Origin of the sequence: Micromonospora sp. NBC_00898 (genome assembly GCF_045207895.1) — a bacterium.
Taxonomy (GTDB): Bacteria; Actinomycetota; Actinomycetes; order Mycobacteriales; family Micromonosporaceae; genus Micromonospora.
Genome location: NZ_CP108775.1, coordinates 5834636 through 5850517 on the forward strand (window position 1 = coordinate 5834636; position 15882 = coordinate 5850517).

Below are 15882 nucleotides of genomic sequence, written 5' to 3' on the forward strand. Positions count from 1 at the left end.
ATGGCCGAGTACCCGCCCTTCGCCGTGACGGTCGACCTGGTCGTGCTCACCGTCCGCGCGGACGAGCTGAGCGTGCTGCTGGTCCGGCGCGGCATTCCGCCGTACGAGGGGTGCTGGGCGCTGCCCGGCGGCTTCGTCGGCATCGACGAGGACCTGCCCGACGCGGCCGCCCGGGAGCTGACCGAGGAGACCGGGCTACCCGAGCCGGCCGGTCACCTGGAACAGCTCGGCACGTACGGCCGGCCGGACCGGGACCCGCGCGGCCGGGTCGTCACGGTGGCCTGGCTCGCCCTGCTGCCGGACCTGCCGACGCCGGTGGCCGGTAGCGACGCCGCCTCCGCCGAGTGGCTGCCGGTCTCCCGGCTCAGCCCCGGGCAGCTCGCCTTCGACCACGACCGGATCCTCGCCGACGGGCTGGAACGGGCCCGGGCCAAGCTCGAATACACCCCGCTGGCCAGCGCCTTCTGCCCGCCCGAGTTCACCGTGGCACAGCTGCGGGCGGTCTACGAGACGGTCTGGGGCGCCCGGCTGGACCCGCGCAATTTCCACCGCAAGGTCACCGGGACGCCCGGCTTCGTCGAGCCGGCCGGCCGCGCCACCGAGGGCGAGCGCGGCCGGCCCGCGCAGCTCTTCCGGCGCGGCCCGGCCACCCTGCTGCACCCACCGATGCTCCGTCCCCAGTGAGGGCACCTTCCGGTGTCGCGGGCGTCAGTCCCGACCGGCCGGCGCCACGGCCGGCGCGGTTCCGGCACCCGACGGGACCGGCGAGCACCGTGGCGACGGGACCGGGACGAGCGCGTCGACCAGCGGTCGGGCGGCCGGCGGCGCCGGCAGAGCCGGGACGCGGGCGGGCCGGGGCCCGGCAGGCCGGGTGAGCGGAGGAGCGCCGGAATCCGCCGGGCCGGACGACGGCGGGGGCGGCGACGCGGGCGGGCCGGACGGCGATCGGGGTGACGCGGGCGGATCGGGGGGCGAGGCCGGCGGTCCCGACGGCGAGCCGCTGTCGTCGCGGCCCGGGGGACCGCCTCCGCCCGGGTGCGACGGCGGCAGCGTGAGGATGATCGTGGGCAGCGGCACCGGCAGGGGCCTCGGGTCCGGGCTCGACGAGGGCGTCGGCATCGGACTGGGTGACGGACTCGGTGAGACGCTCGGCGACGGTGACTCTCCACCGCTGGCGGCGGGGGTGGGGCGGACCGCCCGGTTAGGAGGCGCCGGCGGGGCCGGCGGCCGGGGCCGACGCGCCCAGGCCGAGTCGGAGGTCCTCGGCGGGGCCGGGGCGGCAGCCGGGGCACCCTCCGCCGGGCCGGGGCGGGTAACCACCGGGGCGGGACGGGCGGCGGGCGCCACCGCCGGCTGACTGGCCGAGGGCAGCGGCACCACCACCGGGCCGACCGACGGCGTCGGGATGAACGGGGTGCTGTTGTCCGGGAGGGCGGTGCTGCCGACGGTGGCCGACCCAGCGCTGATGGCGGCGAGGATCGGCATGGACGCGGTGCCGGCGAGCAGGGCGACCGTGAACAGGTACCCCCGGCTGGGGCCGCCCAGTCCGGACGCCCGGTGCGCGCCGACCACCCGTCGGTACGCGGCGCCGGGGGCCGCGCCGTGGCGGCCGAGGAGCGGAGTTCCGGGACCCTCGGCTGGCTCGGACACCGGCACACTCCTCGTCATCGACAGCTGCGCGATCGCCCGTGGCGCGGCCAGCCAAAATAAACGGACAAACGCCGCTTAACGCTCACCGGACACCACTCAGCTTGAACCAGTCACGCTCAGTTCACCAGCCGCCACCGCGTGTCGACACACAATTTGTCCGTCGCTGCGAAGTACTCACCCGGCAAACGGTCTATTCGTCGCGTAGCAGACGGAACACCGCCGGGGTGGAGGGCCATACTGTGGGCCCGCTCACCTCCTCTGACATCATTCAGGCACGACGGCAACGCAGCCGCCACCTCCGCGCACCCCGCGGCTGGTGCGGCACGGCGCCGGCGCTCCCGAACCGGGTTCGCCCCAAGAATCCGGCTCAACGCCGCGCGGCAACCCTCACCGGGGCTAGGCGCGGCCGCCAGGGACCAGCCCGGCACCAGCCGGGCGGCGCACGAGTTGCGCGGCACGGGTCACCCCCCGGCGCCGACGCAGACACGACAGGGAGAGACGGATGGCAAAGGGCGACCCCGGGGTCACCACCCGCGGCCGGCGGGCCGCACCCCGTTCCAAGCGAACCGCCACGGCGGGCGAACCGGAACTCGTACAGCTGCTGACGCCCGAGGGCGAGCGGATCGAGAGCGCGATCGGCCCGGACGGGACCGAGTACCGTGCCGACTTCACCGACGAGGAGTACCGCGGGCTCTACCGCGACCTCGTGCTGGTCCGCAAGCTCGACGCCGAGGCCACCGCGTTGCAGCGCCAGGGCGAGCTGGGCCTCTGGGCCAGCCTGCTCGGCCAGGAGGCGGCGCAGGTCGGCTCCGGTCGCGCGCTGCGCAGCCAGGACATGGCCTTCCCGACCTACCGGGAGCACGGCGTCCTCTACTGCCGGGGCATCGACCCGATCATGCCGCTCGGCCTGTTCCGCGGCGTCGACCAGGGCGGCTGGGACCCCAACGAGTTCAAGTTCAACATGTACACGATCGTCATCGGGGCGCAGACCCTGCACGCGACCGGGTACGCCATGGGCGTCCACATGGACGGCAAGACCGGCACCGAGGACGGCGAGGCGGTGATCGCCTACTTCGGCGACGGCGCCACCAGCCAGGGCGACGTGAACGAGGCATTCGTCTGGGCCAGCGTCTTCAACGCCCCGCTGGTGTTCTTCTGCCAGAACAACCAGTACGCCATCTCCGAGCCGCTGGAGCGGCAGACCCGCGTCCCGCTGTACCAGCGGGCCGGCGGTTTCGGCTTCCCCGGCGTGCGGGTGGACGGCAACGACGTGCTCGCGTCGTACGCGGTGACCCGGCACGCGCTGGACAACGCCCGGCTCGGCCAGGGCCCCAGCCTGATCGAGGCATACACCTACCGGATGGGGGCGCACACCACCTCCGACGACCCGACCCGGTACCGGATCGCCAGCGAGGTCGAGGCCTGGCAGGCCAAGGACCCGATCGCCCGGATGAAGGCGTTCCTGACCAAGCAGCAGATCGCCGACGAGTCGTTCTTCGCCGAGGTGGACGAGCAGGCCCGCACCGAGTCGGTCCACCTGCGCGAGCGGGTGCTCGCCATGCCCAACCCGGAGCCGGTGACGATGTTCGACCACGTCTACCCCAACGGGTCCCCCGAGCTCGACGAGCAGCGGGCGCAGTTCAGCAAGTACATGGAGTCGTTCGAGGGGAGCGCCCACTGATGGCCACGGAGACGCTCACCCTCGGCAAGGCCCTCAACACCGGTCTGCGCAGGGCCCTGGAGAACGACCCGAAGGTCGTCATCATGGGCGAGGACGTCGGCAAGCTCGGCGGCGTCTTCCGGATCACCGACGGCCTGCAGAAGGACTTCGGCGACCAGCGGGTGATCGACACCCCGCTGGCCGAGTCCGGCATCATCGGCACCGCGGTCGGCCTCGCCATCCGCGGCTTCCGGCCGGTCTGCGAGATCCAGTTCGACGGCTTCGTCTACCCCGCGTACGACCAGATCGTGTCGCAGGTGGCGAAGATGCACTACCGCTCGCAGGGCAAGGTCCGGATCCCGATGGTCATCCGGATCCCCTACGGCGGCGGCATCGGCGCGGTCGAGCACCACTCCGAGTCGCCCGAGGCGTACTTCGCGCACACCGCCGGCCTGAAGGTCGTCACCTGCGCGAACCCGCAGGACGCGTACACGATGATCCAGCAGGCGATCGCCTCGGACGACCCGATCGTCTTCCTGGAGCCGAAGCGGCGCTACTGGGAGAAGGGCCCGGTCGAGCTGGACGCCCCGCTGGACGCGGCATACCCGCTGCACTCCGCCCGGGTGGCCCGCGCCGGCACCGACGTCACCGTGCTCGCGTACGGCCCGATGGTGCGGACCTGCCTGGACGCGGCGACCGCGGCGGCCGAGGACGGCCGGCAGCTGGAGGTCATCGACCTGCGCTCGCTCTCCCCGCTGGACCTGACCGCCGCGTACGAGTCGGTGAAGCGCACCGGCCGCTGCGTGGTCGTCCACGAGGCCCCGGGCAACCTGGGCCTGGGCTCGGAGATCGCCGCCCGGATCACCGAGGAGTGCTTCTACTCCCTGGAGTCCCCGGTACTGCGCGTCACCGGCTTCGACACCCCCTACCCGGCCAGCCGGGTGGAGGAGGAGTACCTGCCCGACCTCGACCGGGTGCTCGACGCCGTCGACCGCACCTTCGGCTGGTGAGCGGCATGTCACGGATCAAGGAGTTCAACCTCCCCGACCTGGGCGAGGGCCTGACCGAGGGCGAGATCCTCGCCTGGCTGGTCAAGGTGGGCGACACGATCGAGCTGAACCAGCCGATCGTTGAGGTGGAGACGGCGAAGGCGGCCGTCGAGATCCCGGCGAAGTGGGCCGGCCAGGTGCGGTCGATCTTCCACCCGGAGGGCACGACGGTCGAGGTCGGCACGCCGATCATCGCGATCGACACCGACCCGGGCGCCGGTCCGATCGAGGAGTCGACGACCGGCGCGCCGGCTGACGCGCTGCCCACCCCGTCCGCGGCCTCCCTCGCGGCGGTCGAGGTGGCCCCGGCCGAGGGCGCGGTCGAGCCGGGCCTGATCGGCGGTCCCGCCCCGGGTGGGCGGACGGCCGTGCTGGTCGGCTACGGCCCGCGCACCACGGCGGCCAAGCGGCGTCCCCGCAAGGGCGGCGCGCCGGCCCAGGTGTCGGCCGCCCCGGCCGCGCCGGTCCAGGCCGCGCCGGCCCCGGTCGCCGCGCCGGTGCCGCCCGCTCCGGCGGTCAACGGCAGCGGGCGGGTCGGTGGCCTCGTCCTGGCCAAGCCGCCGGTGCGCAAGCTCGCCAAGGACCTCGGCGTCGACCTCGCCGCGCTGACCGGTTCGGGCCCGCTGGGCTCGATCACCCGGGAGGACGTACAGCGGGCGGCGAGCGGGACCCCGGCGGCGGCCGAGCCGCTGACGGTCGCGGCGCCGGCCACGGCCGTCGCGAGCTTCGGCGCGGACCGCGAGCAGCGCATCCCGGTCAAGGGGGTACGCAAGCTCACCGCCGAGAACATGGCCCGCTCGGCGTTCACCGCCCCGCACGTGACGGAGTTCCTGACCGTCGACGTGACCCGGGCGATGAAGGCCCTGGACCGGCTGCGCGAGCGGCGGGAGTGGCGCGACGTCCGGGTTTCGCCGCTGCTGCTGGTGGCGAAGGCGGTGCTGCTGGCGGTCAAGCGTCACCCGATGGTCAACTCGACCTGGGCCGGCGACGAGATCGTGGTCAAGGACTACGTCAACCTGGGCATCGCGGCGGCCACCGAGCGCGGCCTGATCGTGCCGAACATCAAGGACGCCGGCCGGCTCTCGCTGCGCGAGCTGGCGGACGCCATGACCGCGCTGGTGCAGACGGCCAAGACGGGAAAGACCTCCCCGGCGGACATGTCCGGCGGGACGCTGACGATCACCAACGTCGGGGTCTTCGGCGTCGACACCGGTACGCCGATCCTGCCCCCGGGCGAGTCGGCGATCCTGGCCTTCGGCGCGGTGCGCGAGATGCCGTGGGTGCACAAGGGCAAGGTCAAGCCGCGCCTGGTCACCACCCTCGGCCTGTCGTTCGACCACCGGATCATCGACGGTGAGCTCGGCTCGAAGTTCCTCCGCGACATCGGGGACTTCCTGGCCGACCCGGAGGCGGCGCTGCTCGCCTGGACCTGACGGGTCGCGACACCAGGCCACGGCCGGTGTGCCACGGGTTAACGCCCGGCACACCGGCCGTTGCCGTTGAGGGAAGAAATCGTAGGCTACGACCACCCCCTGACCTACGATCCGTAGGTCCGTGGTTCAGCTCACCTAATAATCGATGGAAGTTGGCGGCGTTGTGCGCTTCAATAGAGACATCAAGGGCTGACAACCGAATAGCCAGGAGGAGAGACCCAGATGAGCATGATCGAGCGAATCCGCAGCCGCCGCGACGCCAACCGCCGTGCCCGCGCCATCGAGCACGCGCTGCGTTCCGCCAACTCGCCCGCGGTCCGCGAGGAGCTTCTCGCCATCGCCCAGCGTCACATGAGCTGACGCTCCACGACTTTCCTCACCTCCTCCAGTTCGAGGACCCGCCCGGCGCAGCCGGGCGGGTCCTCGGCGTTTGGGGGTGATTGACACCGGGATTCCACCTCGCCCCACCGCCCGGTACGGTGGGGCTCGGTCGCCACCCATCCGCCCCGGAGCAGATCGCGCCGAGAGAAGCCGATCGACACCGTAGGGCAACGGTGAGTGACGGCCGGTGCTCCCCGGGCACCTCCGGGCGGCCACCGGATACGGTGCGGGGAGCCCGCACGGCCGGTACCCGCCGGCGACGCCGGCAACCATGCCGACGGACCCCGATCGGCATCGGCGGCCGACATGTGATGGAGGAGGCGCACCCATGACGTCCGAGGCCCCGCACCGCCCCGGCCAGGAGCCGGGCGAGGTGTCGCCGGGCGCCGGCGGACCGGCGCCGTACGGCGACCACCCGGCGCAGCAGGACAACGGGTACCCCAACGCCCCCGACCTCGGCTGGGCGCCGCCCCCGCCGGCCGGTCGGCCGAGCCAGCCCGCCTGGGCCGGGCAGGACGACCAGTCGCCCGCCCCCGCCTGGGCGCAGCCGGGCGGCCAGCCCCCGAATCCCGCCTGGGGTGCCGCTCAGGTGCCGCAGCAGACCGAACCGGGCGCCTGGGGTGGCTCGCCCCAGCCCGCCTGGGCCGCCCCGGAGCAGGCCGGCCCCGCCTGGGCCGCCGCCAACCCCCCGGCGGAGCAGGCCCCGCCCGCGTGGGCGAACGCGCCCGAGCAGGCCGACCCCGGCTGGGCCGCCGCGCAGGGGCAGCAGCCCGCCTGGGCGCAGGCCGCCGAGCAGGGCGCCCGGGGCGCGGCGCAGGTGCCCGCCGGGCAGCCGCAGGAGGACCCGGCCCGCTCGGGTGGTTGGGCCACGCCGCAGCAGGACGGCCAGCCGGCCTGGGGTCAGCAGGGCGAGCAGGCCGCCCCCGCGTGGGCCTCCGCCGCGCCCACCGCCCGCGCCGCCGCGCAGGTACCCGCCCCGACCGGGCAGCCGAACGAGGCGTGGTCCACGCCGAACGACCCGAACCGGTCCGGCGGCTGGCCGGCCGGCAACCCGGACCAGCAGGACGATCCCGCCCGCTCAGGCGGCTGGGCGGCGGGCGTGCCGGCCCGGCAGGACGACGGGGAGCAGGCCCGCGGCTGGAGTGCCCCGCAGCAGGACGCCGGCGGCTGGGAGTCCGCTCCCGCCGGCCCGCGCGACGACGACCCGGACCGCTCCGGAGGCTGGGCCGCCGGCCGGGCGGCCACCCACGGCGAGCCTGCGCAGCAGCCCGGCTGGGGCGCGCCGGACGACCAGCGTCCGGCCACCGGCTGGAGTGGCGCCGCCGCCGTACCGCAGCAGCAGGACCGGACCGCGCCGGAGGAATCGGCGCGGGCCGGCGCCTGGGGCACGGCCGCACCGGCGCAGGACGACCGGCCGGAGTCCGGCGGCTGGACGCCGCAGGAGCCGTCGCCGGCCCGGGCCACCGCCTCGGTGCCGTCCCCGGACGGCCCGCCGGCCTGGGGCGCCAACCAGGACGACGCACCACAGTGGACCCGCGGGGACCGCCCGGCCGGGCCGGACGCCGAGCCGTGGCCGGCCAGCGAGGTGTGGGGCCGGGCCACCGAGGCGGAACCCGCCGCGCCCCAGTCGAACGGCTGGGAGCCCGGCCGGGCCGAGGAGTCGTCGGTCTACCAGCCGGCGCCGGGACCCGGCATCTCACCAGCCAACGCCGTGCCGCTGCCGCCGCAGGAGCAGCGGGTGCCGGGCGCCAGCCTGGCCGCGTCGCCCCCGGCCGACTACCTGCCGCCGGCGCAGTTCTCCCCCGCCGCGGAGGCGCCCGGCGAGCCGGCTGGCCGGGACCCGCAGGGGTACGAGTCGGAGCAGTCGGGCGCCGTGTCCGGCTGGGGTCCGGCCGAGGCCTCGCACCAGGAGCCGCAGTCACCGGCCGGGCCGGTGGTGCCCGCGCCGCGTACCTCTCCGGAGGCCGGCGGTGTCTCTGCCAGCGCGTCGGTGCCGATGGCCAGCCGGGTGACGCCCCCGACCGACCAGGCCCTGCGGCCCGCCGGCTCGCCGGCCCCGCAGCCCCGGGTGTACGGCCGCCCGAGCCGACCGGAGCCGGACGAGGCCGCCGCGCAGGACGACCTCAACGGCTACCCGGACCAGGGCCAGCCCTTCGACGACCCGGCCCCGCAGTCGCGCTACGACGACCAGGGCAGCCAGTCCCGCTACGACGACCAGGGCCGGCCGGCGGAGCCGCACGGCTTCGCCGAGATGCCCTCGGCACCGCCGTCGTCGCCCGCGGGCCCGCCGCCGTTCCCGCCCGGCGTGCCGTCCTTCGTGGACCCGGCGGCGAACAACCGGCCGGCCAACGGCGTGCACCCGCACAGCGGCGAACGTCCCGGCGACCCGTTCGGCGGCCCGAGCGGCCACGGCGGTCCCGGCGACCCGTTCGGCGGTCCCGGCCAGGGCGACCCGTACGGCGGCCCGGGCGGACACCATGATCCCTTCGGGGGCCAGCCCGGCCCGGGCGGCCACGGTGACCCGTTCGGGGGTCCGGGCGGGCCGGCCGGCGGTCGCGCCTCCGTCGCGGTGCCGGGCCAGGGACCGGGGGTGATTCACGAGCAGGGGCCGGGCGGGTTCCCGCCGGCGTTCCCGCCGCCGCCCCAGCAGGCGCCGCCGGCCTGGCAGCCGGGCCCGGGCGGCGGGTCGGAGCAGAGCCGCTTCGACTCGTTCAAGCCCGACGCCGAGCCGAAGACCGAGGCGCCGACACCGAAGGTACGCAACGGCCGGGTGCTGGCCGTCGTGCTGATCGTGGCGGTACTGATCCTGGCCGTTCCGCTCGGCCTGCTCACGCTGCTCGGCAAGTTCGGCGGCGACGACAACACCAAGCCGGCGGGCTTCGACCCGGCGGTGGGCTCCTGCGTCAAGCAGTCCGGCGGGGGTGCGGTGGCCGCCAACTGCGGCGAGCAGGGCGCCTTCACGGTCGTCTCGAAGGTCGACGCGCAGGACAAGTGCGCCGACCCGACGCAGCCGCACGTCGTGCTGCCGGGCGAGGGGACCAACCGGGTGCTCTGCCTGAAGCCGGCCGGCAAGTAACTCCTCGTCGGCGGCGGGGCCACGGTGATCCGTGGCCCCGCCGCCGCATCCGGGGATGTGATCGAGCCCGCTCCGGGTGCCGGCCGGTCCGGACCGGCCGGTCCGGCAGACTGAAGGCATGAGCGCACGAGTACGGGCACCCGAGCTGCGGGGCCGGGGCTGGCTGAACACCGGCGGCAGGGACCTCAAGCTGGCCGACCTGCGCGGCAGGATCGTCCTGTTGGACTTCTGGACCTTCTGCTGCATCAACTGCCTGCACGTGCTCGACGAGCTGCGCCCGCTCGAGGAGAAGTACGGCGACGTGCTGGTCGTCATCGGCGTGCACTCGCCCAAGTTCGAGCACGAGAAGGACCCGGACGCGCTGGCCGCCGCCGTCGAGCGGTACGGGGTGCACCACCCGGTGCTCGACGACCCCGAACTGGACATGTGGCAGCAGTACGCGGCGAAGGCCTGGCCGACGCTGTCGGTGGTCGACCCCGAGGGCTACGTGGTGGCCACGATGGCCGGCGAGGGACACGCCGAGGGGCTGGACCGGCTGGTCGACGAGCTGATCGGCGTCCACGAGGCGAAGGGCACCCTGCACCGGGGCGACGGCCCGTACGTCCCGCCGGCCGAGCCGGACACCACGCTGCGTTTCCCGGGTAAGGCGGTGGTGCTCGACGGCGGCAACCTGCTGGTGTCCGACTCGGCCCGGCACTCGCTGGCGGAGCTGGCTCCGGACGGCGAGAAGCTGGTCCGCCGGATCGGGGCGGGCGCCCGAGGGCACGCGGACGGCCCGGCGGAGAGCGCGACCTTCTCGGAGCCGCAAGGGCTCTGCCTGCTCCCGGCGCACGTCGCCGAGGTGGCCGGCTACGACGTGGTCGTCGCGGACACCGTCAACCACCTGCTGCGCGGGGTCCGGCTGGACACCGGCGAGGTGGTCACGGTCGCCGGCACCGGCCGGCAGTGGCGCTCGACGGTCGACGACCACGCGCACGACGCCCGCTCGGTCGACCTCTCCTCCCCGTGGGACGTGGCCTGGTACGACGACAAGGTCGTCATCGCGATGGCCGGCATTCACCAGCTCTGGTGGTTCGACCCGACCCGCCGGACCGCCGGCATGTACGCGGGCACCACCGTCGAGGCGCTGCGCGACGGCCCGCTGCCGGACGTCTGGATGGCGCAGCCCTCCGGCCTCTCCGTCTCGGCCGACGGCGCCCGGCTGTGGATCGCGGACAGCGAGACCAGCGCCGTCCGGTACGTCGAGAACGGTGTCATGGGCACCTCGGTGGGGCAGGGCCTCTTCGACTTCGGCCACGTCGACGGCCCGGCCGACCAGGCGCTGCTCCAGCACCCGCTGGGGGTGTGCGCGCTGCCCGACGGCTCGGTGCTGATCGCCGACACGTACAACGGGGCGATCCGCCGGTTCGACCCGGAGACGGACCAGGTCGCCACGGTGGCGGACGGGCTGGCCGAGCCGAGCGACGTGGTGCTCACCGCCGAGGGTGAGGTGCTGGTGGTGGAGTCGGCCGGGCACCGGCTGACCCGGCTGGCCCCGGGCGCGCTCACCGCGGCGGGTGCCAGCACGGTGGACGGCCCCCGGCACCGGGCGGAGCGGAAGCCGACCGACGTGGCGGCCGGCGAGGTGACCCTCGACGTGATCTTCACGCCCGCGCCGGGCCAGAAGCTGGACGAGACGTACGGGCCGTCGACCCGGCTGGTGGTCTCCGCCTCGCCGCCGGAACTGCTGATCGAGGGCGCGGGGACGACGACGGACCTGTCCCGCCGACTGGTGGTCAACGGCGAGGTGGCCGGCGGGGTGCTCCAGGTGACCGCTCAGGCGGCCACCTGCGACGCCGACGTCGAGCACGCCGCCTGCCACCTCACCCGGCAGGACTGGGGCGTCCCCGTCCGGGTGGTCGCCGACGCCGCCACCCGTCTCCCGCTCGTCCTGCGTGGCCTGGACGCCTGAGCACCGTCCCGCCCGGCTGCTCGGACGACCTTGGCGTGCTCGGCTCCTATGGAGCTGATGTCGCAGACGAATCAGAACTTCGGCCGATCCGGCCGCTGATTCGTTCACGACATCAGCTCCATAGCGTCCCGCCGACACCCTCGCTTGCGGGCTGGACGACCCGGTGCCCCACCACGGTGGCCCCGAGCCCGACGGCCGGGCAAGCGGCAGCCCCGGCCCGGGCCGTCAGGCGAACGGGGAGAGGGTGACGCCGGCGTCGATCAAAGCGGCCCGGACGAGGGCGGCGGAGGCCACCGCGCCCGGGGTGTCACCGTGCACGCAGATCGACTCGACCTGGCAGGGCACCACGCGACCGTCGACCGCGACCACGATGCGCTCGGTGGCCATCCGCACGGCCCGCTCGGCCACCTGCTCCGGGTCGGTGACCAGCGCGTTGGGGGCGGTGCGCGGGACCAGTGAGCCGTTGGGCAGGTAGTTCCGGTCGGCGAAGCCCTCGGCGACCACCCGCAGCCCGGCACCCATGGCGAGCTGGGCGAGGACCGAGCCGGGCGGGCAGAGCACGGGCAGTTCGTGGTCGTACCCGCCGACCGCGGCGACCACCGCGGCGGCCTGGGCCTCGTCGCAGGCCGCCGCGTGGTAGAGCGCGCCGTGCGGCTTGAGGTAGCGGACCCGGGTGTGGAACAGCCGGCAGAACGCCTCCAGCGCGCCGAGCTGGTAGGTGACCTCGTCGCGGAGCTCGGCGAAGTCGTACGCGATGTGCCGGCGGCCGAAGCCGGCGAGGTCCCGGTAGCCGACCTGGGCGCCGACGGCGACCCCGCGCTCGGCGGCGGCGGCGCAGACGCGGCGCATGGTGGACGCGTCGCCGCCGTGGAAGCCGCAGGCGACGTTGGCGGAGGTGACCAGGTCCAGCAGCGCGTGGTCGTCGCCGAGCCGCCAGATGCCGAATCCCTCGCCGAGGTCAGCGTTGAGGTCCATGGAACCTCACCGTAGTCCCTGGGCGGGCCTGCGCGAGGGGGGTCACGTCGTCCACCACCCCCACGACCGGGTATCCGCCGGTGGTCGGATGGTCGGCGAGGAAGATCAGCGGCTGCCCGTCGACCGGCACCTGCACCGCCCCGAGGACCAGTCCCTCGCTGGGCAGTTCCCCGGCCATCGCGCGGGGCAGGGCAGCGCCGGTCAGTCGCGCGCCGACCCGGTTGCTCACCGGGCTGACCAGGTACGCGGTGCCGAAGAGCAGATCCAGGGCGGCCGGGGTGAACCAGTCGTGCCGAGGGCCGAGCCGGAGGCCCAGCCGCAGCTCGCCGGGGACGGGCGGGGTGACCGTGACGTCCACCGGCGCGGGATGGCCGGCGGGCAGTCCGAGGGGAAGCCGATCGCCGTCGCGTACCGGGGGCGGGCCGAGGCCGGAGAGGGTGTCGGTAGCGCGGCTGCCGAGCACCGGCTCGACCGCGATCCCGCCGGAGACGGCCAGCCAGGTCCGCAGCCCAGACCGGGCGGACCCGATCCGCAGCACCGCCCCGGCCGGTAGGGAGAGCGGGCGCCCCAGGTCACCCGGCCGCGGGCCGGTCGGCCGGCCCACGGCCGGCGGGCGGTCGATCCGAATGTCGGCCTCGGCCCCGGTCAGCGCGACGCAGGCGGCCTGGCTGAACCGGAGCGTGCAGCCGGTCAGGGTGATCTCCAGGCCGGCGGCGAGCTCCGGGTTGCCGACCAGCCGGTTGGCCAGGCGCAGCGCGGCGGGGTCGAGCGCGCCGGAGCGGGGTACGCCGAGGTGGGCGTACCCGGGTCGGCCCTGGTCCTGGACGGTGGTGAGGGCACCGGCCCGGAGTACCTCGATCACGCCGGCACCAGCCGTACCCCGGTGCCGGGGGTGAGCCGCGCCGGAGGGTCGGCGTGCACGTCGAAGAGGACCAGGTCGGTCCGCCCGACCAGCAGCCACCCGCCGGGCGAGGCGGTCGGGTAGATCCCCGCGTACGGCCCGGCCAGGGCGACCGACCCGGCCGGCACCCGGGTACGCGGGGTGGCCAGCCGGGGGACGGCCAGCTCGGCGGGAAGCCCGGTCAGGTACGCGAACCCGGGCGCGAAGCCGCAGAAGGCCACCCGGAACTCGGTGTGCCGCAGCCGGTCGACCACCGCCGGCACGTCGACGCCCCAGTGCCCGGCGACGGCGGGCAGGTCCGTCCCGTCGTACACCGTGGGCACCTCGACCTCGCGCGCGGTGGCCGTGGTGGTGGCCCGCCGGGGCGTCCAGCCGGCGATCCGGGCGGCCGTCCCGGCGGGGTTCGGTACGCCGTCCAGCAGCACGGTCGCCGCGGCCGGGACGATCTCGGCGGCGGTCAGCTCACCGGTGTCGCGGCGACGCCACAGCTCGGCCCGCCACGCCTCCACCTGGCCGGCATCGTCGCAGTCGAGCAGGAGGGCGTGCGCGCCGACGGGTCGGATCCGCATCCCGACATACTCGCGGACGGGGCCGACGACCAGGGTCCTTCGTCCGGACCGGTCGCGTGAAGCTTCACACTACTTGAAAGTAACCTACGGTGCCGTAACCTGATGGGCGTGACCACCTCCGCACCGCTTCGGCGCAAGCCGGTCGACATCGGTAAACCCCGGATGCGCGGCTGGCTGCACACCTACGCGTTCTTCGTCGCGCTCGTCTGCGGCATCGTGCTCTGCTCGATCGCGGCCACCCGGCCCGGCTGGGCGCCCCTGGTCAGCTGCCTCGTCTACAGCCTGACCGTCTGCGGGCTGTTCGGCACCAGCGCCCTCTACCACCGGCGGGTCTGGTCCGAGCGCGGCTACCAGATCATGCGCCGGATGGACCACTCGATGATCTTCGTGTTCATCGCCGGCACGTACACACCGTTCTGCGCCCTGCTGCTGGACACCCGGCACGCGAGCATCATGCTCGGCCTGGTCTGGGGCGGGGCGCTGGCCGGCGTGGCGGTGAAGCTGATCTGGCCGCACGCCCCGCGCTGGGTCTCCGCGCCGCTCTACCTGGCGCTCGGCTGGGTCGCCGTGACGATGCTGCCGGAGATCCTGCACTCCGGCGGCGTGACCGCCCTGGTGCTGCTGATCGTCGGCGGCGCGATCTACACCGTCGGCGCGGTCTTCTACGCGCTGCGCCGGCCGAACCCGTGGCCCACGGTCTTCGGGCACCACGAGTTCTTCCACGCCTGCACCCTGGTCGCGGCAATCTGCCACCACATCGCGATCTACTTCGCGCTCTTCTCCTGACCCGGACACGATTCGAGGGCCCCGCGCCGTTGCGGGGCCCTCGAGGTCTCTGCGGTACGGCTCAGGCCGGGTAGCCCGGGCGGCGCACCTCGCGGTACTCCTCGCGCACGACCCGGTCGTCCTGCACCGGCACCACCGGCTCGGCGACCACCCGCTGGCGCACCGGCGCGGCGACCACGGTGCGGCGGCGGGTGTTCCAGAAGTAGAGGGTCATGGCCAGGCCGACGAGGCCGACCAGCATCAGCACCCAGCCGACGACGTTCAGATCCAGCCATCCCAGGTTGGCGTTGATGGCGAACGCGAAGATCGCGCCCAGCGCGATCAGGAAGATGCTGGCACCGATGCCCATGACGTCGCCTCCTTGGCGTTCAGCTGGCGTTTCCTACCCGCCGCGGCCATGGAAGAGGTAGCGGCATCCATCGACTTACCCAGGCGCTCCGATCGCCAATCAGGCAAGCTGAGCGCATGACGGACGGCAGGAACCAGGAGCGCACACTGGTGCTGCTCCGCCACGCCAAGGCCGAGCAGTCCCCGGACGCGCCGGACGCCGAGCGGCCGCTGACCGCCCGGGGGCACGCCGACGCGGCCGCGGCCGGCGCCTGGCTGGCCCGGCACGCGCTGCTCCCCGACGTGGTGCTCTGCTCCACGGCCCGGCGGACCCGGCAGACGTGGCACGGGATGGCCGTGGGCATGACGGGATCCCCGCCGGAGGGGGGACCGGCGGGGTCGTCACCGGTGGTGCGTTACGAGGCCGGGGCGTACGAGGCGCAGCCGGACCAGCTGCTGGAGCTGGTCCGGGCGGTGGAGCCCGGTGCGGGCACGGTGCTGCTGATCGCCCACAACCCGGGCGTCTCGCTGCTGTCGGCGCTGCTCGACCCGCAGCGGGCGGATCCGGAAGGGCTGCGCACCACCGAGCTGGTGGTGCACCGCCCGACCACCCGCTGGGCGGCCCTCGCTCCGGGCGGCGCGCCCATCACCGCCCGGCACACCGCACGGGGCTGAGGCGGGCCGGTCCAGCGGTCACCGGGACGACGCTCAGGACGGCGGGGCCGTCGGCGGCGGCGGGTCGGGCGGCGGCGGCATCATCGCGGTCGGGTGGGAGAGCCGGTTCTCCTCCACGATGAGCGTGCGGGCCCGCTTGCGCCGGTCCTGCCAGAACCAGAGCGTGGTGAGCAGGACGGCGAGCCCGGCCAGGATGAACACCCAACCGACCGCCCGCAGGTCGATCCACCAGACGTTGGCTCGGATGGCGAAGGTCATGATCGCGCCGAGCGCGATGAGAAAGATGCCGCTACCAATGCCCATGTGCGCTGCACTCCCCCGTGCGGTGGCCCTTGGGCGTGCCCTGACGTCGTCCGCGACGGTTACCCGTCGCATGGCCGCCCTACCCGGCCGGGCCACCCGAATCCCGCTCGGACCGGGCACCCGCGCCCGGTGACCCGGGGCCGCCG

15 protein-coding genes are annotated in these 15882 nt (G+C 74.7%); 10 read left to right on the top strand and 5 right to left on the bottom strand.

Annotation, left to right across the window (positions count from 1 at the left end; genetic code table 11):
* The 8 genes from OG799_RS28350 to OG799_RS28385 all read left to right on the top strand — a co-directional run bounded on the left by OG799_RS28350 (position 1) and on the right by OG799_RS28385 (position 11200).
* Positions 1-684, top strand: coding sequence for an NUDIX domain-containing protein (locus OG799_RS28350; protein ID WP_406039263.1), 684 nt, complete (start codon positions 1-3; stop codon positions 682-684).
* Positions 685-1051: 367 nt separating this feature from the next.
* The gene (locus OG799_RS28355) at positions 1052-1357 is read left to right on the top strand and encodes a hypothetical protein (RefSeq protein WP_406039264.1); all 306 of its coding nucleotides are present in this window, start codon (positions 1052-1054) and stop codon (positions 1355-1357) included.
* Between the two features lie 795 nt (positions 1358-2152).
* Positions 2153-3331 (top strand): pyruvate dehydrogenase (acetyl-transferring) E1 component subunit alpha, encoded by a 1179-nt coding sequence (gene pdhA, locus OG799_RS28360; RefSeq protein ID WP_406039266.1) that lies wholly within the window; start codon positions 2153-2155, stop codon positions 3329-3331.
* Entirely contained in the window at positions 3331-4320 is a 990-nt protein-coding gene (locus OG799_RS28365) for an alpha-ketoacid dehydrogenase subunit beta (protein WP_406039268.1), read from the top strand. The genes pdhA and OG799_RS28365 overlap by 1 nt, the downstream gene beginning before the upstream one ends.
* 5 nt (positions 4321-4325) lie before the next feature.
* Complete coding sequence (locus OG799_RS28370) at positions 4326-5792, top strand: dihydrolipoamide acetyltransferase family protein (RefSeq protein ID WP_406046434.1); 1467 nt, start codon at positions 4326-4328, stop codon at positions 5790-5792.
* A gap of 222 nt (positions 5793-6014) precedes the next feature.
* On the top strand, positions 6015-6152 hold the full coding sequence (locus OG799_RS28375) for a hypothetical protein (RefSeq protein ID WP_199737156.1): 138 nt from the start codon (positions 6015-6017) through the stop codon (positions 6150-6152).
* Positions 6153-6501: 349 nt separating this feature from the next.
* Positions 6502-9249, top strand: coding sequence for a hypothetical protein (locus tag OG799_RS28380; protein WP_406039270.1), 2748 nt, complete (start codon positions 6502-6504; stop codon positions 9247-9249).
* A gap of 118 nt (positions 9250-9367) precedes the next feature.
* On the top strand, positions 9368-11200 hold the full coding sequence (locus OG799_RS28385) for an NHL domain-containing thioredoxin family protein (RefSeq protein ID WP_406039272.1): 1833 nt from the start codon (positions 9368-9370) through the stop codon (positions 11198-11200).
* 225 nt (positions 11201-11425) lie between these two features.
* On the opposite strand, the gene OG799_RS28390 is transcribed toward OG799_RS28385, so the two are convergent.
* The 3 genes from OG799_RS28390 to OG799_RS28400 are packed head-to-tail and all read right to left on the bottom strand — an operon-like array spanning position 11426 to position 13645.
* The gene (locus OG799_RS28390; protein WP_406039274.1) at positions 11426-12175 is read right to left on the bottom strand and encodes a LamB/YcsF family protein; all 750 of its coding nucleotides are present in this window, start codon (positions 12173-12175) and stop codon (positions 11426-11428) included.
* A complete protein-coding gene (locus OG799_RS28395) occupies positions 12159-13037 on the bottom strand; it encodes a biotin-dependent carboxyltransferase family protein (RefSeq protein ID WP_406039276.1) in 879 nt (292 codons plus the stop codon). Before OG799_RS28395 ends, OG799_RS28390 begins: the two co-directional genes overlap by 17 nt.
* Positions 13034-13645 carry an allophanate hydrolase subunit 1 gene (locus tag OG799_RS28400; protein ID WP_406039278.1) on the bottom strand — a complete coding sequence of 204 codons (612 nt, stop codon included), beginning with the start codon at positions 13643-13645 and terminating at the stop codon, positions 13034-13036. The genes OG799_RS28395 and OG799_RS28400 overlap by 4 nt, the downstream gene beginning before the upstream one ends.
* Positions 13646-13753: 108 nt before the next feature.
* On the opposite strand from OG799_RS28400, the gene OG799_RS28405 reads away from it, so the two are divergent.
* The gene (locus tag OG799_RS28405; RefSeq protein WP_406039280.1) at positions 13754-14431 is read left to right on the top strand and encodes a hemolysin III family protein; all 678 of its coding nucleotides are present in this window, start codon (positions 13754-13756) and stop codon (positions 14429-14431) included.
* Positions 14432-14492: 61 nt separating this feature from the next.
* Here the strand turns inward: OG799_RS28405 and OG799_RS28410 are convergent, their stop codons facing one another.
* Positions 14493-14780 (bottom strand): DUF6458 family protein, encoded by a 288-nt coding sequence (locus OG799_RS28410; RefSeq protein ID WP_406039282.1) that lies wholly within the window; start codon positions 14778-14780, stop codon positions 14493-14495.
* A gap of 116 nt (positions 14781-14896) precedes the next feature.
* Here OG799_RS28410 and OG799_RS28415 point away from each other — a divergent pair, with 116 nt between their 5' ends.
* Positions 14897-15433 (top strand): SixA phosphatase family protein, encoded by a 537-nt coding sequence (locus OG799_RS28415; RefSeq protein ID WP_406039284.1) that lies wholly within the window; start codon positions 14897-14899, stop codon positions 15431-15433.
* Positions 15434-15466: 33 nt separating this feature from the next.
* On the opposite strand, the gene OG799_RS28420 is transcribed toward OG799_RS28415, so the two are convergent.
* On the bottom strand, positions 15467-15736 hold the full coding sequence (locus tag OG799_RS28420) for a DUF6458 family protein (protein WP_067300694.1): 270 nt from the start codon (positions 15734-15736) through the stop codon (positions 15467-15469).
* Positions 15737-15882 lie beyond the last annotated feature (146 nt).

Coding starts and splice junctions, on each gene's coding strand:
- OG799_RS28400 (WP_406039278.1), bottom strand. CDS start 13,645: ATGCGGATCCGACCCGTCGGCGCGCACGCCCTCCTGCTCGACTGCGAC.
- pdhA (WP_406039266.1), top strand. CDS start 2,153: ATGGCAAAGGGCGACCCCGGGGTCACCACCCGCGGCCGGCGGGCCGCA.
- OG799_RS28350 (WP_406039263.1), top strand. CDS start 1: ATGGCCGAGTACCCGCCCTTCGCCGTGACGGTCGACCTGGTCGTGCTC.
- OG799_RS28380 (WP_406039270.1), top strand. CDS start 6,502: ATGACGTCCGAGGCCCCGCACCGCCCCGGCCAGGAGCCGGGCGAGGTG.
- OG799_RS28375 (WP_199737156.1), top strand. CDS start 6,015: ATGAGCATGATCGAGCGAATCCGCAGCCGCCGCGACGCCAACCGCCGT.
- OG799_RS28365 (WP_406039268.1), top strand. CDS start 3,331: ATGGCCACGGAGACGCTCACCCTCGGCAAGGCCCTCAACACCGGTCTG.
- OG799_RS28410 (WP_406039282.1), bottom strand. CDS start 14,780: ATGGGCATCGGTGCCAGCATCTTCCTGATCGCGCTGGGCGCGATCTTC.
- OG799_RS28415 (WP_406039284.1), top strand. CDS start 14,897: ATGACGGACGGCAGGAACCAGGAGCGCACACTGGTGCTGCTCCGCCAC.
- OG799_RS28420 (WP_067300694.1), bottom strand. CDS start 15,736: ATGGGCATTGGTAGCGGCATCTTTCTCATCGCGCTCGGCGCGATCATG.
- OG799_RS28390 (WP_406039274.1), bottom strand. CDS start 12,175: ATGGACCTCAACGCTGACCTCGGCGAGGGATTCGGCATCTGGCGGCTC.
- OG799_RS28370 (WP_406046434.1), top strand. CDS start 4,326: ATGTCACGGATCAAGGAGTTCAACCTCCCCGACCTGGGCGAGGGCCTG.
- OG799_RS28385 (WP_406039272.1), top strand. CDS start 9,368: ATGAGCGCACGAGTACGGGCACCCGAGCTGCGGGGCCGGGGCTGGCTG.